Origin of the sequence: Aquabacter cavernae, from assembly GCF_003993795.1 — a bacterium.
GTDB lineage: Bacteria > Pseudomonadota > Alphaproteobacteria > Rhizobiales > Xanthobacteraceae > Aquabacter > Aquabacter cavernae.
Map to the genome: position 1 here is coordinate 226,963 of NZ_RWKV01000008.1, position 23,542 is coordinate 250,504.

Sequence of the window (23,542 nt, forward strand, 5' to 3'; positions counted from 1 at the left end):
GGGCACACCATGACCTTCTCCCTCGCCGCGCGCTGCGCGAAGACGGGCCGGTTCGGCATCGTCATCTCCTCCTCCTCGCCGGCGGTGGCCGCCCGCTGCGCCCATGTGCGCGCGGGCGTGGGCGCCGTCTGCTCGCAGAACATCACGGACCCGCGCCTCGGCCCGGCGGCGCTGGACCTGATGGCGCTTGGGGCGTCCGCCTCGGTCGCCGTGGAGACGCTGGTCGCCTCCCGGCCGCATATGGACCATCGCCAGCTCACCGCCGTGGACGGAAAGGGGCGCACCGCCACCTTCTCCGGCTCGGGCACGCTGGGCACCTGGGGGCTGAAGGAAGGGCGCGACTGCGTCGCCGCCGGAAACCTGCTGGCCCATGACGGGGTGCCCGCGGTGATGGTTGCCGCCTTCGAGGGCGCGGAAGGTGATTTGGGCGACCGGCTGATCGCGGCGCTGCAGGCGGGCCTTGCGGCGGGCGGGGAGGCAGGTCCGGTCCATTCCGCCGGTCTGCTCATGGCGGGCGAGGAAGCCTGGCCCATCACGGACCTGCGGGTGGACTGGGACGAGAGCGACCCCATCGGCCGCCTCGCCGCGCTCTGGACGCTGTGGAAGCCGCAGATGGAGGCTTACGTGCAGCGCGCCCTGGAGCCGGTGGCCGCGCCCAGCTACGGCGTGCCGGGAGACGAATGAAAGGCCGCGCAAGCACCGGCCGGGGCGCCTCGCGCGGAGCCCCGGAACAGGCTATTCAACGCTCCATGCGCTACACGCTGAGGCAGCTCGAATATTTCATCGCCGCCGGGGAGACGGGCTCCATCACGCTCGCCTCCGAGCGTATCAGCATTTCCCAGCCCTCCATCTCCACGGCCATCAGCCATCTGGAGCAGGAACTGGGCGTGCAGCTTTTCGTGCGCCACCATGCGCAGGGCCTGTCGCTCACGCCTGTGGGCCGCAAGCTGCTGGCGGAAGCCAAGCACCTGATAGAGCAGGCGGAAGGGCTTTATGCGGTGGCGTCCGAGGCCACCGACCAGGTGCGCGGTCAGCTTTCCGTGGGCTGCATGATCACGCTGGCGCCCATGATCATCCCGGAACTCTCCCACGGCTTCACCTCCGCCTTTCCGGGCACGCAGATCCGCCATGTGGAGGCCAACCAGGAATTGCTGCTGGAGGGGCTGCGGCGGGCGGAGATCGACATCGCCGTCACCTATGACCTGAAGATCCCGGACGGCATTTCCTTCACGCCCTTGGCCAGCCTGCCGCCCCATGTGGTGGTGAGCGAGGCCCATCCCTTCGCGCAGGCGTCCGCCGTGAGCCTTCAGGAACTGGCCGAGGAGCCCCTGATCCTCCTCGATCTGCCCATCAGCGCGGAATATTTCCTCGCGCTGTTCCTGAAGGAAGGTCTCCAGCCCCGGGTCCATTCGCGCTCCGCCCACCAGGAGGTGGTGCGCACCATGGTGGCCAATGGCTACGGCTATACGCTCGCCAATGTCCGGCCCCGCTCCGACCTTGCTTTGGACGGCCGCCGCGTGGTGCGGGTGCGCCTTGCGGGCGAGCACCGCCCCATGGTGGTGGGCCTGGCGACGGTGACCCATTTCAAGAAATCGCGGCTGCTCCAGGCGTTCCAGACGCACTGCCGCTCCTTCATTTCGGATGCCTACATCCCCGGCATGGTGGCCCCCGCCATCGACAGGCGCCAGCGCAAGGGGTGAGGCGGGAGGCCCGTGCGTAACCCACGGACCTCCCTCATGCCTGCTTCAGACCAGCCACTCATCGTGGGGCAGGGTGATGGTGGCGCCCGCCGCGAGGGTGACCATGGAGCCGCCGATCACGTTCCAGATCTCCGCCGTGACGCTGCCGCCCGTGAAGTCCTGGAATGCGCCGTCGGCGCTGATGAGGCCGCGTCCGTCCGTATAGGCTTCCGCGCCCACCGCATTGTCGGTCGCGAAATACTGGTAGGTCTCCGTCCGGTCCGCCGTGCCGTCGCCGTCGAAATCGAAGGTGAGGCGCATCTGCGTGCCGTTGGCGATGCCGGTTCCCGCATCCACCGGAAGGTTGAAGGCGATGCGGCCGCCATCATAGGCCCCGTGAATGTCCTGGGCGGTGAGCACCAGGGCCTCGTGGGGCGTGCCGATATAGCGGCCATGGTTCGCGCCCTCGATCTCCATGGCGGCGGCGGTGGTGAGCCGGATGCCGGCGGGGCCGGAGGACACCAGGAAATCACCGTCCGCCGGTATTTCCGGCTGGGGCTCGGGCTCCGGCTCCGGCTCGGGCTCGGGCTCGGGCATGGTGCCGGGGCCGGTCCCCGGCGTCGAGCTGCCGTCGAACTGGAATGGCAGGCTGAGGGAGGAGGTGGCGAGGTTCACCGCCAGCGCATGGGTTCCCAGCGCCGACCAGAGGTCCACCTTCACCGTGCCGCCATCGAGATCCTGCAGCGCCGCTCCGATGACGGACTTCAGGCCCCACGTGCTGGAATAGGCTTCCCAGCCGGGCACGTCATTGGTGGCGAAATAGGCGTAGGTCTCCACCCGGTCGAAGGTGCCGTCGCCGTCGAAGTCGTAGGAGACGGAGGCCTGCACCGCATCGCCCGCGCCGCCCGCATCCACGTTCAACAGGAAGCCGGTGGCCTGTCCCGAGATATGTGTCGCGGTCAGGTTCTCCAGCGTGAGGCTGGCGGCGGCATGGGGCGTGCCGTCATGGTTCGCGCCGCCCGCCGCGGCGAGCGTGACGGTGCCGCGCGCGGGGTCGAAGTCGGCCGCGCCGTCCACCAGGATCAGGCCGTTGCCGACCGCGTCCGGATTGGGTTCGGGATTGGGTTCCGGCTCCGGCTCCGGCTCGGGTTCCGGCTGGGGCTCGGGGTCCGGGTTCGGCCCGGCGGAGGCCGAGGCGAAAGGCAGGTCGAGGAGCGAGGCGGCAAGGTCCACCTTCACCGGGTGGGTGCCGAGCGCGGTCCACAGCTCGATGGTGACGGTGCCCCCCGTCATGTCCCGCAGCGCGCCGCCGGTGACCGAGCGCGGGCCGGAGGCGCTGGCATAGGTCTCCCATCCGTTCACCGGGTCGGTGGCGAAATAGCGATAGGTCTCCACCCGGTCGATCACGCCATCGCCGTCAAAGTCATAGGAGATGGCGGCCTGCACCGCATCGCCCGCACCGGAGCCCGCATCCACCTTCAGCGCGAAGGCGGCGGCCTGCCCGGCCTCATAGCCGGCGGTGACGTTCTCCAGCGTGAGCTTCGTGGAGGCGACCGGCGTGCCGTCCTGGTTGCGGCCCTGCGCCGAAACCAGGGTGACGGCGCCGCGCGCCGGATCGAAGCCGATCTGCCCGCCGGCCAGGACCAGTCCGTCGCCCGTGACCGGGACTTCCGGATCGGTGGGGACTTCGGGGTCCGTGGGCACTTCCGGATCGGTCGGCACTTCGGGATCGGTGGGCGTGCTGGTGCCCTCGAAGGTGAAGGGCAGGTCGAGCGAGGAGGCCGCGAGCGACACGGTTACCGCATGGGTGCCGAGCGCGGTCCACAGCTCCACCTTCACCGTGCCGCCGTCGAGGTCGCGCATGGCGCTGCCGGTGGCCGATTTGAGGCCCCAGTTCGCCCCGTAGGTCTCCCATCCGCTCACCGGGTCGGTGGCGAAATAGCGGTAGATCTCCACCCGGTCGATGATGCCGTCGCCGTTGAAATCATAGGAGATGGCGGCCTGCACCGCGTCGCCCGCGCCCGCCGCATCGATCTTCAGCGCGAAGCCGGTGGCGGAGGCATCATAATGTCCGGTGACGCCGGAAATGGTGAAGCTGGCCGGGGCATGGGGCGCCCCGTCATGGTTCGCGCCGCCCGCCGAGGCAAGCGTCACCGTGCTCCGCGCCGGATCAAATGCCAGAACGCCGTTTGACAGGACCAGCCCGGCGCTCACGGGCGCGGGGTCGGGATCGGTGCCAGGATCGGTGCCAGGATCCGTTCCGGGGTCCGTACCAGGATCCGTTCCGGGGTCCGTGCCCGGATCCGTCCCGGGCTCGGTGCCTGGTTCCGCTTCGGTGTCGCTGGAGAGGTCGAACAGGGTGACCACGCCGTCCCGCAGGGTGCCCATGGTGTCCGGCACCACGGTGAGCACGGTGCCGTCGGTGAAGTGCACCACGAGGTTCGCTTCGCCGGTATTGTAGGCCACGTAGGTGTTGACGCCGTTCTTGGTGAAGACGGCGTGGAAGGGCGTGTCGGCGCGCACGTCGGTGTTCAGCGTGCCCAGCGTGCTGAGCGAGGCGATCCAGAACAGGGTCTGCACATAGGAGCCCGAGCCGCCCTCATTGAGGCTGTAGTTCGGGTCCGCCATCAGCTCGGCCAGCGCCTGGTCGGGATTGGCCAGCGCCAGATAGCTCCACTGGATGTTCTTCCAATAACGTGGCTCGCCGCCGCTCTCGGCGGCCATCTCGGCGTAATTGGCGAGGATCTTCGCCTGCTCGGTGGCCAGATGCAGCGAGGTGGCCGCGCTGAAGGGCATCAGGTTGATGCCGTGGATGCGCTCGGGATCGTCGCTGAACCAGGTGGTGTGGCTGCCGCCGTCGCTCCACACCATGCCGAGCGCTTCATAGGGGAAGTCGTCCGGGAAGACGGCGTCGTCCACATCGAACCAATATTGCATTACCGCCGCGCTCTCCATGGAATGGAGGGCGATGCCGAAATCGCGCACCGCGTCCCGGTCCGTCACCGCGCCCCAGAGCGCGACCGAGGCCGCGAAATTGAGGGATTCGGAGGAGGATTCCAGGTTGTTGCCGGAGGCGAAGGCCGCGTGGCCCGACGCCCAGCTATGGCCGGCATAGGGATCGAGGCTGCGCAGATAGGGGAAGAGGTCGCTGTCGCGGTCGGTATTGGCCACGTCCGCGATCAGCACGTCCACCATGCCGCCCCACTGGTCCTGGGAGGCCCAGGCCTGGTCGAACATGCCCACCGTGGCCGCCGCCTGCACGAAATAGCCGTAGTGGAAATTGTGGTCGTTGAGCTGCTTCTCGCTGTCGAAGCTGGCGGGATAGCCGACCAGCGTGCCCCATTCGGCGTTGTAGACGAAGTGCTTGTCGTCGCCGCCCTCGGCGGTGAACCAGTCCTCCAGCTCCGCCTTCAGCACCGCCAAATAGGTGTCGCGGATGGCGATCTCGCCCAGCTGGTTGGCGATCTGCGCCAGCTCGGAGAGCCGGCCCAGCTCCTTGCCCGCCGTGTAGGTGTCCTGGAAGGGAATCTTGATGGAGCGGCTGTTCAGCTCCGCCACGTCCGCCTGCAGAAGCTGGCGCACCTGGGCCGCCAGCGCGCCGTCCAGCAGCGGCAGGACCGGCAGCATGGGGCTGGCGTCATAGGTGACGGTGAAGCTCGAATCCGAGGCGAGCTTCATCTCGCCCTTGGCGGAGATGTAGCTGAGGTCGCTGAGCGGCTCGTCGGTATTGATCCATTGGTGGCGATAAAGCGCCGCCAGCGGGTCCTCGCCGGTGGAGGTGGTGACGGAGAAGGTCTGCGTCACCGTTCCGGTGGCCGCGTCATAGTCGAACGCGACCGTGCTACCGGTCACCGCATTGTCCGCATGTTCAGCGAAATACTGGAGCGTCGCCACAGACTTCTCGGGCAGGACGGCCACCGAGAAGGTCTCCGCGCCGCCGAGATCGGACTTCAGCCCGGTCTCCGTCATCACCCAATTGGCGCCCGCCGGGCCGAAGATGCCGTAGTGCACGCCCTGGATGGTGACGCCCACCACGCCGTCGGCGTTGAACCACACCTCGCCCTTGCCGTCCCAGGAGAGGTTTTCCTGGGTGTTGCCCATGGTGTCCGTGACCGCCGCCGTTCCCGCCACCGGGGACAAAGCGGAGGGCGTGTCCGGGGTGGCGCCGCTGCGCAGATAGAGCGTGTCCACCGCCGTACCGGAGGCAACGAGGTTCGCGAAGGGGAGGGTGATGTTGGAGGGATGCGCCGCGCCCGCGGGCGTGTCGGTGCGCACGCCCGGCGTGCCCTCGCCGATGGCGTTCCACATCTCCACCTTCACGGAGCCGCCGGTGAAGTTGGCCATGGCGCCGGTAACGGAGGAGAGGCCCGCGCCCTGGGTGTAGGTCTCCCAGCCGGAAGCGTTGTCGGTGGGGAAGTAATTATAGGTCTCGACCCGGTCGAACTTTCCGTCGCCGTTGAAATCGTAGGAAACGCGCACCTGCGGCCCGTTGCCGATGCCGCTGGCGGCATCGATGGGCAAGGTGAAGGCGGTATTTCCCCCGTTGAAGGCGCCGCTCAGGCCGTCGATCGTGTAGACGAGCGGCATCACGGGATTGCCCACCCGGCTGATGGGCGCGGCTTCCAGCACATTGATGACCGCCGCCCCGTCCCCGCTGCGGTTGAAATAGACGAAGGGCAGGCCGTGGCCGAAGGTCGCCTGGAGCCCGCCGTCGCCATCGGCGTCCGCCCAGTCGGTCGTCACCGTCCAGTCCCCGTAATCGGAGACGGTCACCGTGCCGTTGCCCAGGTCTTCCACGCCCACATGCAGGCCGGGCGAGAAGAAATACTTGTATTGGATGTTGTCCTCGACCTGGAGGCCGGGCCCATCGATGAGCGTGACGTTGGTCTGATGGCCGATCCGGATGCCGGTGCTGTCCGTCTGCAGCGTCATGGGGTCCGCGAAGAGCGGGGCGGAGGTGGCGGATTCGAAATAGTTGAAGACCAGCGAGGACCACCAGTCATTTGTGGGCACGGGCGCCCCTGCGGCGCCGCCGCTCACCTGGGGAACGGCGTGCGTCCCGCTCCAGGTTTGGGGAGATGCAGCCCCTTCGGGCACGACAGTGGAATAGCCACCCAGACCAACCTTCTTCACAGACATGACAAGACCCTCGCCTTACGGCCGCAAATACAAAGCGATACCGTTCGGAATGGCGTGCGCCATCACCGCCCGTCGAAAGACACGACAGGGTCTCGGGCTAGTGCTGCCAGATCTCGGTGAAGTAAGGAGGCGTGCAGTCGCGGGTCAGCATGGGGTAGCGGTCATTCGCATTTGGCATATGGCACGCTTAAGCCGGACGGAAAGCGCCCGGCCTGACGGCCAAATCTGTCGGAAAAGGAATACACCGCCGCGCTGAAGCATGGCGTAAGAGATCATTACAATGTCACCTCCCATTTGGATATGGGAGATAACGGTAGGGAGGGTCACGCTCGCGTGAGCGTAACTGCGCCCGTCAGGCGCCGGTGCCGGGAGGGTCCATCGGCGTGCGGTTGTGCGGCATCATCGACACCACGCCCCCCTGGAACACCACGATGCTGTCCCGACCCGATTGCTTGGCTTGATAGAGGGCCGCGTCGGCCTCCTGGAACAGGCGGCACTGCTCCTTTTCATCGCCGGGCCCCATGCTTGAAACGCCGAGGCTGACGGTCGCCGCGAGCACGCGCCCATCGGACAGGGTGATGCGCGCCCGGTTGACCCGCCCCCGGATGTTCTCGGCCACGTTCAGGGCGCCATCGGGCAAGGTATTGGGCAGGAGCACGACGAACTCTTCACCGCCATAGCGGGCCACCACGTCGCTCGGCCGGCGCACGGCGCGGCTGAGGCGATCGGCGATCATCTGGAGCACCAGGTCGCCGCCCGCATGGCCGAATTCGTCATTGATCGCCTTGAAGTGGTCCCCGTCCAGCACGATCAGGCTCAGGGGCGTCTTGTTGCGGTTCGCGCGCTTCCATTCCCGCTGCAGGGCGTCGTCAAAGGCGCGGCGGTTGGCGAGGCCCGTGAGCGAATCCGTGAGGGCGGCGAGTTCGAGCGTCTCCTCCATGCGGTAGCTGCGCATGAGCATGCGGCGCAGCGCCAGCACCAGGGCGATGATGCCGGCGCTCATGGCCAGGGTCACGCCGGAGATGATCAGCGCCCGCTGGCGCCATTCCGCCATGGCGTCCGGCACGCTGAAGCCCACCGACAGGATCAGCGGAAAATTGGCCACGCGGGAATGCACATAGAAGCGCTTGGTGCCGTCGATGCGGGAGCGTTCCTCGAAAGGCCCCGCACCATGAAGCATGCGTTGGAAGATCGGGCTCGCCGACATGTTCTCGCCGAGATAGTCGGCGCCGTTCTCCGTGGGAGGATGCCGCAGGACGATGGTTCCGTCGGTGAGGATCAGCGTGATCACGTCGCCCGGGCGCAGCTTCACCTCTTTGAAAATGCTCGTGAAGAAGGCGAGCCGCATGGTGGCTGCCGCAACGCCCTGGAACGCGCCGCCGGGGCCGTTCAGGCGGCGGCTGACAGTGATGCTGGGATCGTTGTTGCGCAGTCGGCTGCGGAAGGGATGGCTGAGATAGGTCCCGGCATCCTTCTCGCGCTGCGCGGTGAAATAGTCGCGGTCGCCGAGATGGAGCGTGCGCGGCGTGGGCGAGGCGGAATCGTATTTGATGTGGCCCTGATCATCCAGGACCAGGAGGGAGCCGAGAAATTGCGCGCTGCTGGCCCTGTCGAAGAGGATGGTGTTGCGCAGGGATGGCGGCATGGCGTCGAGGCCGTCGATCTTCAGCGTGTCCTGGACGCCGATGAGCGACAATTCGAGGAGCGCCAGATTGCGCTCAATGCTGACGCGCAGCGTGGACTGGACATTCTCCGCCGACTGGATGGCGGCCCGCCACGCATCCTGCCGCGCCTGCCAGAGTGTCACGGCCTGCAGAAGGATGAAGGCGAAGACCAGGGCGAACGCGAAGAAGAGGGCGGAACGGCTCGCGAAAAGCCGGCGGGACCCCGTCACCATCCCTACGCCTCCACGCCTGATCCGCTTTCGGAGCGGTAGACGACCGTCCGAGCTGGATTCTCCGAATCTAGCGCATGCCCGCCAGCCCCGGAAGCAGCAAGACTATTCGGGCCTTCCCTAAGGTTCGGTTGAGGCGGCGGCCGTGGTGTAGGCATGTATCCGGCAGGCCCATAAAACTCACGCCATCAAGTGGTTAGCGGTAGGTTTTCTGCGGACGCCGTCTGAAGTGGGCGCGGGAGGCTCCCGCCGCATCAATCTTCCGTTCACGACGGCAGCGAGGAAAGCGCGCTCCCATAAGCCCGAGGGCCGCTCCTTAGGGTTCGCTTAAAGCCTGCCGTGCCACGTTTCAAAACGGTTCGGAGGGAGGGCGCGCGGGCGCCAGTGGCAAGGTGAGTGGCTTTCGACCAGAGAGTGCGGGAGCAGCATTCCTTGCCCGTTCGGCGCGCGCCGCGCGCACGGCGGGTGCCCTGGGGCATGTCCTCGGCCATGCCCGGCCGGATCTGGCCGCCGATCCCGGAAGCCTCGCCGTCTTTTCCGCCCATGCGGGCCGGGCCCTGCTGATGCTCGCCGTGCTGGCGGGCGGCTCGGGCGGTGCGCTCCTGGTGGCGCAGGCGACGGGTCTTCTTGTGGGCGCAGGCCCCGAGGCCGGATGGCTTCTGGCCTGCGGGCTCATCGCGGCGGCGCTGTCGGCCGTGGCCGTGGGCCTCTCACGGGCCGCCGCCGCCATGGTGCAGGCCGCCGCTTCGGCGCCCGTGTCCATGGAGATCGCGCGGGAAGAGACCGCGCCGCAGGGTTTCATCACGCTCCATGCCCGCACCGGCGAGACGCTGGCCATCGAGCGCGCGCCGGAGGGGATTGCCGGCCTTGCCCCCGAGGATCTGTCCGGGGCGGGCCTGTCGGAGCGCATTCAGGTGGCGGATCGTCCCGCCTTTCTTGCCGCGCTGTCGGCCTGCGCCGCCGATGGGCGGACGCGCCTTGTGGATCTTCGCCTGCGCTGCGGGGCGCTGGGCGAGGTGCCGCGCTTCATGGCGCTGGAGGCCCGCATCTGTGGAGACGGGCAGGGCACCGCACGGGTTCAGTGGCAGGACCGCGCCGCCCTGGCGGCGGCGGAGCTTCCGGTGGCGGACGACGCCCGCGCCAAGGCGGAACGGGCCAACGACGCCAAGAGCCGCTTCCTGCGCACCATGAGCCATGAATTGCGCACGCCGCTCAATTCCATCCTCGGCTTCTCGGAACTGCTCACCGGGGACGTGGGCGAGATGGACGCGGCGCGGCGGGCCGACTATGCGCGCATCATCCATGAGAGCGGGCAGCACCTGCTGGGCCTCGTCAACGGCATCCTCGATCTGTCGCGGGTGGAGGCGGGCGCCTATGAGCTGGCCTGCGAGGATCTGGACATTCACGGCATCGTGGCAGGCGCGCTGGAAATGCTGGCGCTGGAGGCCGACCGTCGCGGCATCCGCCTCGTCAATGCCATGCCGGCGCACTTGCCGCCTCTGGCCGCCGACCAGCGGGCGCTGCGCCAGGTTCTGCTCAACCTGTTGTCCAACGCGGTGAAGTTCACGCCCGCCGGCGGCGAGGTCGTGGTGGATGCCTCCGTGAGCGGCGGCTTGATGCACCTGAAGGTGCGCGACACGGGCGCGGGCATGCGGGCGGCGGATGTGGAACGGCTCGGCGAGCCCTTCTTCCAGGCCGGCGACATGGACCAGCGCCGGGCGGGCCACGGGCTCGGGCTCGCGGTGGTGCGGGCGCTGGTGGAATTGCACCGGGGTGCGTTCCAGGTGGCGAGCGTGCTGGGTGTCGGGACCACCGTCACCGTGGCTCTGCCCCTGTGCGGCCCCGAAGGGGTGGCGGCAACGCCCCTGCGCATCGCCCTTCCCATGATGGATGCCGGTGATGTTGACCGGAGGTCCGCATGAGCCACGCCATCCATGCCCGCCATTATGACGACGACGACCGGCATGATCCGCACCTGGACGCCTCCCATCTGGGCGCGGGACAGGGGAGTGGACGGGCCGGGCGCCTCGCCCATCGTTTTGCCGATGGGTTTGCTGCGCTTGCGGCGGTGGCTGCCACCGGGGCGGTGATCGCCAACATCTTCTTCCTGCAGCATGCCACGCTACGCTCGGCCTCCACGGGGGCCACCACCGTTTCCGTGGAGCCGAAAGCCCGTGCGTCCGCGTCGGGCGCGCCCGGCACGCCCGCCATGATCTTCGGGCCGCCCTCCGCCGCGACCGCTTCGCCGCCCGCCCCTGCGCGGTCCGCATCGGTGCCCGTCGCGCCTCCGCCGGCCGCCGCGCCCGTTCCGGCCGATGTGGCGGCATTGCTGCCGCCCGCGAGCCTGCCCACGCCCCGCACGCCCTCTCCCCTGGTGGCCGACATCCAGCGCGAGCTGGCCCGGCGCGGCTTCTATGACGGCACGGTGGACGGCCTCAGCGGGCCGCGCACCGAGGCGGCGGTGCGCGCCTTCGAGCAGGCGGCGCGCCTGCGCGTCTCCAGCGGCGAGCCGAACGAGACCGTCATGGCCGAACTGCGCCGTGTTCCGGCCGCCCAGGCGGTCGCCGCTCCGACGGCGCCTGCGGTCGCGCGGCCCGTGGCGGCGCCTCCTGCCGCGGCTCCTTCGGCCGGCCGTCCCATGCTGCCGCCCGCCGCCGTTCCGGGCGATGCGGGCGTTACCGGCTCGGTGCGCCCGCCCAGTGATCTCCAGGCTGCGTCCCCGCGCATCCTCTCCGTTCAGAAGGCGCTGGCGCGCCTCGGCTACGGACCCATCAAGCTGGACGGCCAGCCGGGCACCGAGACGCGCCTCGCCATCCAGCGCTTCGAGCGGGACCGGAACCTGCCCGCCACCGGCGATATCTCGGACCGCATGATGCGCGAACTGGCCGCCGTCTCCGGCGCGCCCATCGAGTGATGCGGCTCAAGAGCGCCATCTTCGTCGCGGCCCTGGTGCGCACCGCCAATGGTGCGGGCGCCTTCGCCGCCGTGCGTCGCCGGGGTTCGGAGGAGGCGGGCGCTGTGTTCGTGAAGGTCGCGACCTTGGACGGGCACGCCGCACTCTATGCGCCCGCGCCCCAGACCGACTTCGACGCCTCCTTTCCCGTCGACCGCCTGTTCCGCCTTGCGGTGGAGCCGGGCCATCCCGAAGCGGACAGCGAGGAGCGGATGGTCAAGGAAATGCGCTTCGATCCCGACCTTTGGTTCGTGGAGATCGAGGACCGGGAGGGGCGCTGCTTCGTGGATCTGGCGCCCGCGTGAAAACCGGGCTTAAGCTTTGGGAAACCATCCGGCCTTAAAGAGAGTTGTCATCACGCTACTCCCGAGGATCGGAGACAGGTGATGGGCACGCTGATTGCTTTTCTCTTGGAGCGTAACGCCCGCCAGAGCGCGCGGGTCGAGCCGGGACACGGTGCTGACATCGTCATCCTTCCGGTGGTGCGGATCGAGCGGCAGGAGGCTCCGGCATCGACGCCGATCCCGCTGCCCAGCCGCCTGCTGGAAGAGCCGCGTCCCGACACGTCCGGTCGCAAGGTCCGCTGAGCGCGGCGCCTGAGCCCGTGTCGGCGGCGCCTCAGTTGGACGAGGTGCAGCTCGCCGCTTCCAGCTGGCGTCGGATGGACTCGCGCAGGTCCGGATAGCGCGCATAGGCGCGGATCAGCACGATGCCCCGGTCCGCGGGGGATTCCACCACAAGGCGGTCCGCCGCCGTGATTTCCTCGTCCTCCGGCAGCGCCGCGCGCTGGCTGGGAGACAGCAGGTCCAATTCGATCACGCGCCCCGCCGCCTGATCGTTCAGCGCATAAAAGGCCAGGCCACGCGCGGTGTAGAACGACACCGACGTATAGTCCGCCGTGGCCGGAACGCGCACCCGCAGCGGGCGCTCCCGCAGATCATACAGGCACACTGCGCTCACGAAGGCCGGGTCCGTCATGGGCAAGGTCATGTCGGCGGGCGTGGCGTCGGGCAGCAGCGTCATGTGGTTCGGCTGCGCCATGTCCAGGAGCCGCTGGTACGCGCTCTTCTGAGCCAGCACCGGCATGGCCAGCACGGAGGCCAGATGCACGATGCCCGCAATCACCAGGATGAAGGCGAGCGGAAGCAGCACATGCTCCGGCAAGGCGGCGCGCATCCTGTCGAAGGCGCGGCGGACCCGGCGCAGCGGGTGCAGGCGCGACGTGCGCGGCAGCAGGCGCTGGCGGCGCAGGGAGGGGAGGAAGTCCGAGAGGCTCACGGGCAATGCTCCGTGGTCACCTGCGGCAGCGTCGAGCTTTCGCCGGTGGCGGACGAGAAGCTGAAGGGGGCATCATAGAGCCGCAGCGCCACCTTCACGCGCCCCCTGGCGCCCGTGGGCAGCCAGTTGCCCGCCTGGGCGCGGGGGGAGAGAACGAGGTCGATGGCGCCGTCCGGTCGATACACCACTTCATTGCTGGTGAAGCCGTAGCGATGGGCGTCGTTGGGGATCAGGTGGCCCTCCTCGTCCATGAGGGTCACGGTCCAGACCTGCGCCTGGGGGAGCGTGCCGGCAATGCGGATGTCGCAGCGTCCATCCAGAGGCGCGCCCGCCGAATCCTGCGCGGCCAGGAACAGCAGCCCGTCCGCCAGTTCCAGCGGCAGTTCGCCGGAGCGGGCGAAGGCGGCGCGGGCATAGGGATCGGCCTGGGTGGTGCCGGAGCGGGGCCATCCCGTCCAGGCGCCCGAGCGCACCGCGTCCATGCCGCGCGACTGGGTCACCGACACATAGGTGAGGCCGAGGCCGAGGGTCACGGCGACGGCGAGGGTGACGGCGAGGGGAAGAGGGCGCACGGCGTCAGTTGGCTTTGGTGGAAGGGCCGGGAATGGCGGCGGTGGGGCCTGTCGCGGGCACGGGCGGCGCCGCGCGCCGGAACAGCTTCTCCAGTTCCGACAGGCGCGCGGCCGAGCGGGGCGAGAGGGTGAGCGGGCGCAGCGAGGATTCCAGGCCCGGCACGTCCAGCGGGGCTGGCGGCTCGTCCAGCTTGGGCGCGGGCTGGTTGCCGATGCCGGGAATGTATTTCGGCTCGATGCCCTGATGGGCATAGGCCATCACCTTCTGCCAGGTCATGGCGGGCAGCGAGCCGCCGGTCATGCGGTTCATGGAGGTGTAGTCGTCATTGCCGAACCAGACGCCGCCCACATAATTGCCGGTGAAGGCCATGAACCACGCATCGCGATAGGCATTGGTGGTGCCGGTCTTGCCGGCCACCTTCACGTCCGGCAGCCGCGAGCGCCGCCCCGTGCCGTTCTCGATCACGTTGTTGAGCATGGGGTTGATCATGTCGATGGCGGAGGGCGGGATGACCTGGAGCGGCTGGGGCGCGTCGCGGTCATAGCGCCAGAGCACCTCGCCCGCGCCCGCCCGCATCTCCACCACGGCGTGAGGATAGACGCTCTTGCCGCCATTGGCGAACACCGCATAGGCGGTGGTCATGTCCACCACGGTCACTTCCACGGCGCCCAGCGGCAGGGGGGCGGTGGGGGTGAGATTGGCGGTGATGCCCATCTTGTGGGAGAGATCGATGATCTTCTGGCGCCCGAAGCGCTCGGCGAGCCGCACCGCCACCGTGTTCAGCGAGTGCTGGAGCGCGGTCTGGAGGGTGATGGAGCCCATATAGGAGCGCCCGTAATTCTGCGGGCACCAATTGCCCAGGCAGATGGGGGCGTCCTGCACGATGGTGTTGGGCTTCATGCCGTTCATGAGCGCCACAGTGTAGACGAACGGCTTGAACGAGGAGCCGGGCTGGCGCAGGGCGTCGGTGGCGCGGTTGAACTGGCTCTCGCCATAATCCCGCCCGCCCACCATGGCCCGCACCGTGCCGTTGGGCTCCATGATGACGATGGCGCCCTGGTTGACCTTGTAGTCCTTGCCGAACTGGCGGAGTGAGGAATCCAGCGCCGCTTCCGACACCTTCTGGATGTTCGGATCGAGGCCCGTGCGCACCACGAAGATGCGCTCCGTCACGCTCTTGGGGAAGGCATCCACGAGGCGGCGGACTTCGGAGAAGGCATAGTCGAGATAATAGTCCGGCACCGCCATGTCGCGCCGGTCCACGGGGGTGGCGGGGTTGCGGCGAGCGCCGAACACCTGACCCTCGGTCATGAAGCCCGCTTCCACCAGATTATCGAGCACCGTGGATGCCCGGGCGCGGGCGGCGGGCAGGTTGACGTGGGGCGCGAATTTGGAGGGCGCCTTGAACAGGCCCGCCAGCATGGCGGCCTCGGCGAGGTTCACCTCGCGGATGGACTTGCCGAAATAGTATTTCGCCGCCGCGTCCGCCCCATAGGCGCCGCCGCCCAGATAGGCGCGGTCCAGATAGAGCTTGAGGATCTGGCTCTTGGTGAGGCGGCTTTCCAGCCACAAGGCGAGGAACGCCTCCTTCACCTTGCGCTCGATGGTGCGCTCGTTGGAGAGGAACAGGTTCTTGGCGAGCTGCTGGGAGAGCGAGGAGCCGCCCTGTCGCACGCCGCCCGCCCGCGCATTAGTGACCACCGCGCGCAGCGTGCCCGCCACGTCGATGCCGAAATGCTCGTAGAAGCGCCGGTCCTCCGTGGCGAGAACGGCCTTCAGCAGATAATCGGGGAAATCCTCCAGCGGTACCGTGTCGTTCTGCCGGACACCGCGCTCGCCGATCACATTGCCGTAGCGATCGAGGAAGGTGACGGCGAGTTCGGTGCGCTTCAGCCAGTCGTCGGAGGTCTCGCGGAAGGCGGGAAGGGCCAGCGCCAGCAGGGCGATGGCACCGAACGTGCCCAGCGTGAAGCCTTCGGAGGTGAGGCCCACCAGCCAGCGTCGCCAGCCGGACAGCGAGAAGCGCTCCATGAAGGCGGAATAGCCGGAGGCCGCGCGCATGAACGCGGTTCCGATGCGGAACAGCGTGGAATCGATGCGCGCATCCGCGTCCAGCCACGCATTGCGCAGCCGCTTCTTCGAGGATGGGTCTTCGCTCTCGCTCACGTCCTGACGGTCTCGCGTTCGTGGACGCGCCGCAGCTTCGCGTCCCTCTCGGCCAGCCTGGAACCGCGACCGCCGGGTTGCCCCTTGCGATCCGGTCCGCCCTTATCCCGCCCCATCATCCTTCATGGTCGCGGTCCGGGGCGGAAACGCGGCAGGAAGGAGCCTGCCTCCGTCTATAGCGCGGGGCGGCGCCGACCGCGAGTCGCCCGCGCCCTTTGCGGCCGGCCGCAAGGCGGGTAGGAAGGCGGCATGGTTGATATCCCGTTCTGGCGCCGCAAGTCGCTTGCCGAAATGACCGCCCCGGAGTGGGAGAGCCTGTGCGACCGGTGCGGGCGGTGCTGCCTCGTGAAGCTGGAAGACGAGGACAGCGGTGACATCGCCTATACGGACGTGGCCTGCCGCCTGTTCGACACGGGGGCCTGCCGCTGCGCGGACTATGAGAACCGCCAGTCCAAGGTGCCGGACTGCGTTCGCCTGACGCCGGACGTGGTGGAGACCTTGTCCTGGCTGCCGCCCACCTGCGGCTATCGGCTGGTGCAGGAGGGGAAGGATTTGCCCTGGTGGCATCCCCTGGTCTCCGGCGATCCCGAGACCGTGCACAAAGCGGGCATTTCGGTGCGCGACCGCGTGGCGGGGCTGGAGGGGGCCTATGGGGTGTTCGAGCTGCTGGACCGCATCGTGTCCTGGCCGCTCAAATGGCCGCGTGGGGCTCGGGGGCGCCCCCGCGCCCCCTGAGCATTTTGGAAACTTGCCGCGGTCAGGCGCTTTTGGCGCGGCTCGCCATGAAGGTGCGGAAGCTGCCATAGGCGGTGATGTCCAGGCAGCCCTCGGCGCCCGCCGCCTCCGCCAGGAAGCCCGCCACCTCGCGCCCATCGGACAGGACCACGCGGCCGAACCCCAGCGGGCCGGGAATGCGGGCGAGCAGCCGCCCGATGCCCTCGAAGGGCAGGGACCAGACCTCGCCCGCAATGGCCGCGCCGCCGCTTGCCACGCGGGTGACGCCGGGGCGCGGGACGGCGCCCTTCAGCAGCGTCATGCGATAGAGCGGCGCGGTTTCCACCGGCGCCACGAGGCGGGCGCCCAGTTCCAGCAACTCGCCGTTCAGCCCCATGCCGGAGAGGTGGGCGCCGAACACGCACAAATCCATGCGCCCCGCCGTTTCCGCCGGCGGCAGGGCCGTGACGGGCGCGGTCTGGCCGCTGGCGCCCAGCGGCAGGTCGCCCGCCGCCACGAAGGCTCGGGCGATGGAGGCGACTTCCGCATCCTGTCCCGCCGGGGCGAGCAGGGTGATGCCGTAGGGAATGCCCTCCGGCGAGATGATGTTGGGCACGGCGGTGCCGCACAGATCCATCAGGTTCACGAAATTGGTGTAGGTGCCGTTGCGTGAATTGAGCCGGATATTGTCCGCCAGCACCGCTTCCAGCGTGTAGGCCGTGGGGGCGGTGGGCAGGAGGATGGCGTCGAAGTCGGCCAGGATGGGGTCCACCTTGGCCTTCAGCTCCCGCAGGCGGTAGGTGGCGCGGAAGGCGTCCGCGGCGCTCGCCTTGCCGCCGGGCTCGGTGATGGCGCGGGTGACGGGATGCACCGCGTCGGGATCGGTGGTGAGCAGCGGCTCCGCCACGATCCAGCGCTCGGCCACCCACGGGCCCTCATAGAGCAGGCGGGCGCATTCCGCGAAGGGCGCATAGTCGAATTCGACGGTTTCCGCGCCCAGCGACTGGAAGCGCGCGATGGCGGCCTCATAGGCGGCGGCGGCGGTGGCGTCGCCGAAGAATTCCCGCTGGTCCGGCGGCAGGATGCCGAGGCGCGGCGGGCGGGGGAGGGTGCCCAGCGTGCCGAGCGGCAGGGGGCGGGAGAAGGCGTCGGCGGCGTCATAGCCGGCCATCACCGCCAACGCGGCCATGGCATCGTCCACGGTGAGGGCGAAAATCGAGATGCAGTCCAAGGTCTTGCAGGCCGGGACGAGGCCGGTATTGGGCACGAGGCCGAGGCTCGGCTTCACGCCCACGATATTCTGGAGCATGGCAGGCACGCGGCCCGAGCCGGCGGTGTCGGTGCCGAGCGCGAGGGGCACGATGCCCGCCGACACGGCGCTGGCGGAGCCGGAGGAGGAGCCGCCGGGCACCAGGGTGGCGTTGAAGGCGTTGCGCGGCACGCCATAGGGCGAGCGGGTGCCCACGAGGCCGGTGGCGAACTGGTCGAGATTGGTCTTGCCGATGATGAGCGCACCGGCCGCTTTCAGGCGGGCGACCACAGTGGCGTCGGCCGTTGCCTCATAGGCGAAGGCGGGGCAGGCGGCGGTGGTGGGCACGCCCGCCACGTCGATATTGTCCTTTATCGCCATAGGGATGCCGTAGAGCGGCAGGTCGGTCTTGCCGCCCGCTTCCAAAGCGGCGGCTTCCGCCAGCAGCTCGGCCTCGGGGCGCAGGGTGATGAACATGGCCGGGTCGTCATGATCGGCGATCCGCCGATAGGTCTCGCGGACCGTGTCGCTCGGCGTGCGCCGTCCTTCGCGATGGGCGGAAAGAAGGGAGGCGAGCGTGTTCATGGCAACTCCTGAGGCCGGTCCAAAGGCAAGCGGCGCGGGGCCGCATGCGCGCGGAAGACCTAGCAGGAAGTGCGCCACTTCAGAGGAGGGGATCTGAAAAAGATAAGCTGTTGTTTTGTATTGTATTTTGTCCGCGCGGCCAGGGCTTGACCGTGCGGATGCGGCGGTGGTGGGCGGGCAAAATATGATTATAAAATATGCAAATTGATCATTTAATAATCAAAAAAGTGCGACTTGCATGCAGTTAAGCACGCTGTGCGCGTCCCCCGGAGCTTGCGCCCGGCGGGCCTCATCGCGTCGGAGTGGCGGGGGCCATGGGCGCGGCGGGCACGTTGGCCGGTGCGCTCTCGGTGGGCTCGGGCGTGCCGCGGCCGGAAAACATCACGGCAGCGCCCAGCGCCGCCGCAAAGATGACGGCGCCGAAGATCAAAGTCATGGAACGGGTCATGGTGCGTCACTCCGATGCTCTTTCGGATGTAACGCTGGGGAAGCGGAGATGGTTCACCTCCGCTTCGCCGTGGATCAGTCGCGGAACACCACGGTCTTGCTGCCGTTCAGCAGAACGCGGTCTTCCAGATGCCAGGAAATGGCCCGCGCCAGCACCCGGCGCTCGATGTCGCGGCCCTTGCGCACAAGATCGTCGGGCGTATCCTGGTGGGAAATACGCTCCACATCCTGCTCGATGATGGGGCCTTCATCCAGGTCCGAGGTGACGTAATGGGCGGTGGCGCCCATGAGCTTCACGCCGCGGGCATGGGCCTGGTGATAGGGCTTGGCACCCTTGAAGCCGGGCAGGAAGGAATGGTGGATGTTGATGCACCGGCCGCTCAATTTGGCCGACAAACCGTCCGAGAGCACCTGCATGTAACGCGCAAGAACCGCCAGTTCCGACTTGCTCTCGCGGAATATCCGCCAGATCTCCGCTTCCTGTTCCAGCTTCGTCGCCTTGGTCACCGGCAGGTGGAAAAACGGTATCGGGTTGAGGTCGAGATGGGCATAGGTCTCGCGGGGATGGTTCGAGATGATGCCGGAGATCTCCATGGGGATCTCGCCGATCCGCCAGCGATAGAGGAGGTCGGCCAGGCAGTGGTCGAACTTCGAGGCCAGCAGCAGCACCCGGCGCTTCTCGGCGCGGTCGCGCATCTGCCACGTCAGCGACAGGCCCTCGGCCACCTCCACGAAGGCGGCGCGGATCGCCGCCAGGTCCGCCTCGCCCTCCACCATGTTGAAGACGACGCGCATGAAGAAGCGGTTGCTCTCCCGGTCGTCGAACTGCTGGGCGTCGAGGATGTTGCCGCCCTGTTCGAACAGGAAGGTGGAGACCCGCGCCACGATGCCGGGGCGGTTGGGGCAGGAGAGGGTGAGGATGAACTGGCGGTCGGGCGCGGTATTTTCAGGCGCGGTCATAAGTCGTCTCGTCAGGAAAAGGGGATGTGAAAGGGCGGGGAGGGCAGCGCGCGTCGCGCCGCCGTCAACCTCGCGCGGGGCCCGCCATTTCAAGGCCGGCCGAGGCCGCGGCGCTCGCCAGTGCCCGCAGGAAGGCGGGGGCGAAGGAGCGGGGAATGGCGAAGCGATAGGCGGGGGAATCGTTGAGCTGCCAGAAGGTGAGCGGCATCAGCGCCACCAGGGTGGCGGCGGCATCGCCCGGCCTGAAGACGCTCGGGTCGAGGTCCACGGGCACCAGCTTGGCGAGCGTTTCCCCCACGGCCGGGCCGTAGAGGTCCAGCATCAGGTTGGCGTCGCTCTGGTCGGTGAGGGCGGCACCGTCGCCGAAGGCGTCCGTGAGGCGCGCCATCAGGGCTTCGGGCGCCTGCGAGGCGGTCACCAGCCAGCGGCCCGGGCCGGTGCCGATGAAGGCGATATCGGCGGTGAAGCTCACCTTCGGGGCATCCGCCAGCGCCACGCCGAACGCAGCCAGGGCCGCCTCGGTGATGCGGGGCACAGCACCCTTGCAGGCCACCAGGGTCGCCACGGCAAGGCGGGACAGAGGATGGGCGATGACACCGGGCGCGCCGTCGGCACGGCCATGGCGGCCGGGCGGCAGCAGGTCGGTGACGGGCAGGTCGGACAGGATCTCAGACACGCAACCGCTCCCCTTCCGGATCAACGAACGCCGGATGGCAGATTTCGACGGGAATGTCGCCGCCCCGCACCGGGTCATAGGCGCGCACGCTCTCGCCGATCCGCTCAGTGCCGCGCGCGATGAGCCCGAGGCCGATCCAGTGACCGAGCAGGGGCGAGAAGGCAACCGAGGTCATGTAGCCCTCGTCATTGGCCGTGGTGCCGCTGCGCCCATGGGGCAGGAAATGGGCGCCCGCCCGCAGCCGGTCGCCGGGATTGACCGGCTTGAAGCCCACGAAGCTCACCCGTCCCTCTTCGAGGAAGGCGGGGCGCTGGGAGAGGACGCGGCCCACATAGTCTTTCTTGGTGGAGGCCATGCGGCCGAGCCCGAGGTCGCGGGCCGAGGTCTGGCCGTTCAGTTCGTTGCCCGAGACATGGCCCTTCTCGATGCGCATGACGCCGAGCGCCTCGGTGCCGTAGGGCGTGATGCCGAAGGGCGCCCCGGCGGCCATGAGCGCTTCCGCGAGCCTGCGCCCCTGGCGGGCGGGAACGGCGATCTCATAGCCCAGCTCCCCGGAGAAGGAGACCCGGAAGATGCGGGCGGCCACGCCGCTGAGCACCGTGCCCTGCGCCACGCCCATATAGGGCAAGGCGGCATTGGACACGTCCAGTCCGTCCACCACCTGTTCCAGCACGGCGCGGGCCTGGGGGCCGGCAATGGAAATCTGCGCCCATTGCTCGGAGACCGAGGCCATCTGCACGTCCAGCTCCGGCCACAGCACCTGCAGGCAGAATTCCAGGTGCTGATAGACCTTGGCGGCATTGGCCGTGGTGGTGGTCATCAGATAATGGCGCTCGCCGAGGCGCGAGGTTGTGCCGTCATCCATGACGATGCCGTCCTCGCGCAGCATCACGCCATAGCGCGCGCGGCCCACCGGCAAGGTGGAGAAGGTGTTGATATAGACCCGGTCGAGGAAGGCGCCTGCGTCCGGCCCCTGGATGTCGATCTTGCCGAAGGTGGATACGTCGATGAGGCCGACGCCGGTGCGCGTGGCGGTCACCTCGCGGTTCACGGTCTCCAGCCAGTCCGTCTCTCCGGGGCGCGGGAAATATTGCGCCCGCAGCCACAGCCCGGCTTCCACGAACACCGCGCCCTGCGCGCGTGCCCAGTCATGGGTGGGCGTCGGCCGGGTGGCGCGGAAATCCTTGCCGCGATGGTGCCCCGCGATGGCGCCGAGCGCCACCGGCGTATAAGGCGGGCGGAACAGGGTGGTGCCGGTGGCGCCCACATCCTGGCCGGTGAGCACGGCCATCATGGCTAGGCCGGTCACGTTGGAGGTGCGCCCCTGGTCGGTGGCCATGCCCAGCGTGGTGTAGCGCTTCAGCAGTTCCACCGCCCGGAATCCTTCCGTGTGGGCGATGGTGATGTCCTTGGCGGTCACATCATTCTGCAGGTCCACGAAGGCCGGGCCGCGTGAGCCCGGCACATGCCAGAAGGGCGTGACGGTGATGGCGTTGTCCCGCGCCTGGGGAACCGGCGTGGCATAAGCGGAGAAGCCCAGTTCGCTCACGGCTTCCGCCGCCTCGGCCGCACCGGCCGCAAGGCAGCGGGCGAGCGAATAGTCGCCCCGCGCCGCGCCCGCCACCCGCATGCCGGGCGGGCAGGCGCCGGGCACGAAGCCCGCAATGTCGGCCCGGTAGACGGGCTTGCCGCCGAAATGGCTGGTGAGGCCCACATTGGGGCTGGAGCCGCCGGAAATGGCGAGCACCTCGGCGGCGATCTTCTCCTCCCCCGTGGCGCTGCGCACGGTGACGGAGGAGAGGAGCCGCCCCGAGGTCGCCACCACCTGACCGCCCTGGATGACGCGCACGCCGCGCCGCTTCGCCCGCTCCAGCTGGATGGGCGGGGCTTCCGGGCGCACATCCACGATGGCGGCGATGTCCACCCCGGCCTCGGCCGCGTCGAAGGCGGCGGACCAGGCATAGCCGTTATTGGCGAACACCACGGCGCGCTTGCCGGGATTGGCCGCGTAGCGCACGGCATAGGTGCGCAGCGCCTGGGCCGACATGACGCCCGGCCGGTCATTGCCGCCGAACACGATGGGCCGGTCGATGGCGCCCGCGCACAGCAGCGAGCGCTTGGCGACGATCTTCCAATAGCGCTGGCGGGGCGTGAAGGCGGGCGGAAGGGGCAGATGGTCCGCCACCCGCTCCAGTGCGCCGAACGTGCCGCCGTCATAGGCGCCGAAAACGGTGGTGCGGGGCAGCAGGCGCACATTGGGCAGAGCGGCCAGTTCCGCCACCGCCCGCTCCACGAAGGCGAGGGAAGGGGCGTCGTCAATCTCCGCGCGCTCGGCGAGGATGCGCCCGCCGAAGCGGAAATCCTCGTCGGCCAGGATCACCCGCGCGCCGCTGCGGCCCGCCGTGAGCGCGGCCATGAGCCCGGCCGCGCCGCCGCCGATCACCAGCAGGTCGCAGAAGGCGAAAGAGCGATCATAGCTGTCCGGGTCCGGCGCTTCCGCCGCCCGGCCGAGGCCCGCCGCGCGGCGGATGAGCGGCTCGTAGAGCTTTTCCCACAGCGCCGCCGGCCACATGAAGGTCTTGTAGTAGAAGCCGGCGCCCAGCAGCGGGCCCAACAGGCCGTTCACCGACTGGATGTCGAAATCGAGGCTCGGCCAGCGGTTCTGGCTGGCGGCGGAGAGGCCGTCATACAGCTCCACCACCGTGGCGCGGCTGTTGGGCTCGCGCCGCGCGCCGTCGCGCAGCTCCACCAGCGCGTTGGGCTCCTCGGAGCCCGACGAGAAGATGCCGCGCGGGCGGTGATATTTGAACGAGCGACCCACGAGGCGCACGTCATTGGCCAGCAGCGCAGAGGCCAGCGTGTCGCCCGCATAGCCGCGCATGGCCTTGCCGTCGAAGCTGAAGGCGAGGGGCTTGGAGCGGTCGATCAGCCCCCCTTCGGACAGGCGGCTCATGACGCATCTCCCGAAGCGCTTCCGGAGGCGAACGTCGCGCCGGCTATGGCATGGGTGCGGGTATCGCGGTCCACCACGATCCAGCGGCGGCATCCGGCGCCGTGGTACCACAGCTCGCGGATCGCCCCGGCCGGGTTGTCGCGCAGATAGACGTAATCGTGGAAGGCATCCGCCGCGTCCGGCGCGGCGGGGTCGGGACGGCGCGGGGCGGCATCTCCCAGATAGGAGAATTCATGGGCGTCGCGCACGCCGCAATAGGGGCAGGGAAGGCGCATG

Annotated in this window: 18 protein-coding genes; 7 read left to right on the forward strand and 11 right to left on the reverse strand. The window is 68.7% G+C overall.

The features are described from left to right. The first annotated feature begins 9 nt into the window (after positions 1–9). Both EJJ38_RS05860 and EJJ38_RS05865 read left to right on the forward strand, forming a co-directional pair. A complete protein-coding gene (locus EJJ38_RS05860; RefSeq protein WP_127089180.1) occupies positions 10–684 on the forward strand; it encodes a DUF1028 domain-containing protein in 675 nt (224 codons plus the stop codon). A gap of 65 nt (positions 685–749) precedes the next feature. Continuing rightward, entirely contained in the window at positions 750–1,700 is a 951-nt protein-coding gene (locus tag EJJ38_RS05865; protein WP_127089181.1) for a LysR family transcriptional regulator, read from the forward strand. A gap of 45 nt (positions 1,701–1,745) precedes the next feature. On the opposite strand, the gene EJJ38_RS20425 is transcribed toward EJJ38_RS05865, so the two are convergent. Together EJJ38_RS20425 and EJJ38_RS05880 are read right to left on the reverse strand one after the other, a co-directional pair. Beyond that, the gene (locus EJJ38_RS20425; protein WP_205666114.1) at positions 1,746–6,818 is read right to left on the reverse strand and encodes a glycosyl hydrolase; all 5,073 of its coding nucleotides are present in this window, start codon (positions 6,816–6,818) and stop codon (positions 1,746–1,748) included. Between the two features lie 352 nt (positions 6,819–7,170). Next, entirely contained in the window at positions 7,171–8,715 is a 1,545-nt protein-coding gene (locus tag EJJ38_RS05880) for a sensor domain-containing diguanylate cyclase (RefSeq protein ID WP_127089183.1), read from the reverse strand. Positions 8,716–9,104: 389 nt separating this feature from the next. On the opposite strand from EJJ38_RS05880, the gene EJJ38_RS05885 reads away from it, so the two are divergent. From EJJ38_RS05885 to EJJ38_RS05900, 4 genes are all read left to right on the forward strand, one after another. Next, positions 9,105–10,634: a sensor histidine kinase gene (locus EJJ38_RS05885; protein WP_127089184.1), complete on the forward strand. Its 1,530-nt coding sequence runs from the start codon at positions 9,105–9,107 to the stop codon at positions 10,632–10,634. Next, entirely contained in the window at positions 10,631–11,626 is a 996-nt protein-coding gene (locus EJJ38_RS05890) for a peptidoglycan-binding domain-containing protein (protein WP_127089185.1), read from the forward strand. The genes EJJ38_RS05885 and EJJ38_RS05890 overlap by 4 nt, the downstream gene beginning before the upstream one ends. Then, on the forward strand, positions 11,626–11,970 hold the full coding sequence (locus EJJ38_RS05895) for a DUF1491 family protein (RefSeq protein ID WP_127089186.1): 345 nt from the start codon (positions 11,626–11,628) through the stop codon (positions 11,968–11,970). The genes EJJ38_RS05890 and EJJ38_RS05895 overlap by 1 nt, the downstream gene beginning before the upstream one ends. Positions 11,971–12,051: 81 nt before the next feature. Next, a complete protein-coding gene (locus tag EJJ38_RS05900; protein ID WP_127089187.1) occupies positions 12,052–12,252 on the forward strand; it encodes a hypothetical protein in 201 nt (66 codons plus the stop codon). 31 nt (positions 12,253–12,283) lie between these two features. Here the strand turns inward: EJJ38_RS05900 and EJJ38_RS05905 are convergent, their stop codons facing one another. From EJJ38_RS05905 to EJJ38_RS05920, 3 genes are read right to left on the reverse strand one after another with little or no spacing between them, the layout of a single operon-like run. Further along, positions 12,284–12,943 (reverse strand): DUF1254 domain-containing protein, encoded by a 660-nt coding sequence (locus EJJ38_RS05905; RefSeq protein ID WP_245454131.1) that lies wholly within the window; start codon positions 12,941–12,943, stop codon positions 12,284–12,286. Continuing rightward, a complete protein-coding gene (locus EJJ38_RS05915) occupies positions 12,940–13,515 on the reverse strand; it encodes a DUF1214 domain-containing protein (RefSeq protein WP_245454132.1) in 576 nt (191 codons plus the stop codon). The genes EJJ38_RS05905 and EJJ38_RS05915 overlap by 4 nt, the downstream gene beginning before the upstream one ends. 4 nt (positions 13,516–13,519) lie before the next feature. Next, a complete protein-coding gene (locus EJJ38_RS05920; RefSeq protein WP_245454133.1) occupies positions 13,520–15,682 on the reverse strand; it encodes a transglycosylase domain-containing protein in 2,163 nt (720 codons plus the stop codon). 249 nt (positions 15,683–15,931) lie between these two features. Here EJJ38_RS05920 and EJJ38_RS05925 point away from each other — a divergent pair, with 249 nt between their 5' ends. Continuing rightward, positions 15,932–16,417, forward strand: a complete 486-nt coding sequence (locus EJJ38_RS05925; RefSeq protein ID WP_127089188.1) for a YcgN family cysteine cluster protein — start codon at positions 15,932–15,934, stop codon at positions 16,415–16,417. A 22-nt stretch (positions 16,418–16,439) separates the two neighbouring features. On the opposite strand, the gene atzF is transcribed toward EJJ38_RS05925, so the two are convergent. The 6 genes from atzF to EJJ38_RS05950 form a co-directional block, all read right to left on the reverse strand. Next, positions 16,440–18,230 carry an allophanate hydrolase gene (atzF, locus tag EJJ38_RS05930; RefSeq protein WP_127089189.1) on the reverse strand — a complete coding sequence of 597 codons (1,791 nt, stop codon included), beginning with the start codon at positions 18,228–18,230 and terminating at the stop codon, positions 16,440–16,442. Positions 18,231–18,519: 289 nt separating this feature from the next. Beyond that, positions 18,520–18,678, reverse strand: a complete 159-nt coding sequence (locus EJJ38_RS20265) for a hypothetical protein (protein ID WP_164738427.1) — start codon at positions 18,676–18,678, stop codon at positions 18,520–18,522. A gap of 74 nt (positions 18,679–18,752) precedes the next feature. Next, positions 18,753–19,637, reverse strand: a complete 885-nt coding sequence (purU, locus tag EJJ38_RS05935) for a formyltetrahydrofolate deformylase (protein ID WP_127089190.1) — start codon at positions 19,635–19,637, stop codon at positions 18,753–18,755. A 64-nt stretch (positions 19,638–19,701) separates the two neighbouring features. Further along, complete coding sequence (locus tag EJJ38_RS05940) at positions 19,702–20,313, reverse strand: sarcosine oxidase subunit gamma (protein WP_164738428.1); 612 nt, start codon at positions 20,311–20,313, stop codon at positions 19,702–19,704. After that, entirely contained in the window at positions 20,306–23,266 is a 2,961-nt protein-coding gene (locus EJJ38_RS05945; protein WP_127089192.1) for a sarcosine oxidase subunit alpha family protein, read from the reverse strand. Before EJJ38_RS05945 ends, EJJ38_RS05940 begins: the two co-directional genes overlap by 8 nt. Next, a complete protein-coding gene (locus EJJ38_RS05950) occupies positions 23,263–23,541 on the reverse strand; it encodes a sarcosine oxidase subunit delta (protein WP_127089193.1) in 279 nt (92 codons plus the stop codon). Before EJJ38_RS05950 ends, EJJ38_RS05945 begins: the two co-directional genes overlap by 4 nt. Position 23,542 lies beyond the last annotated feature (1 nt).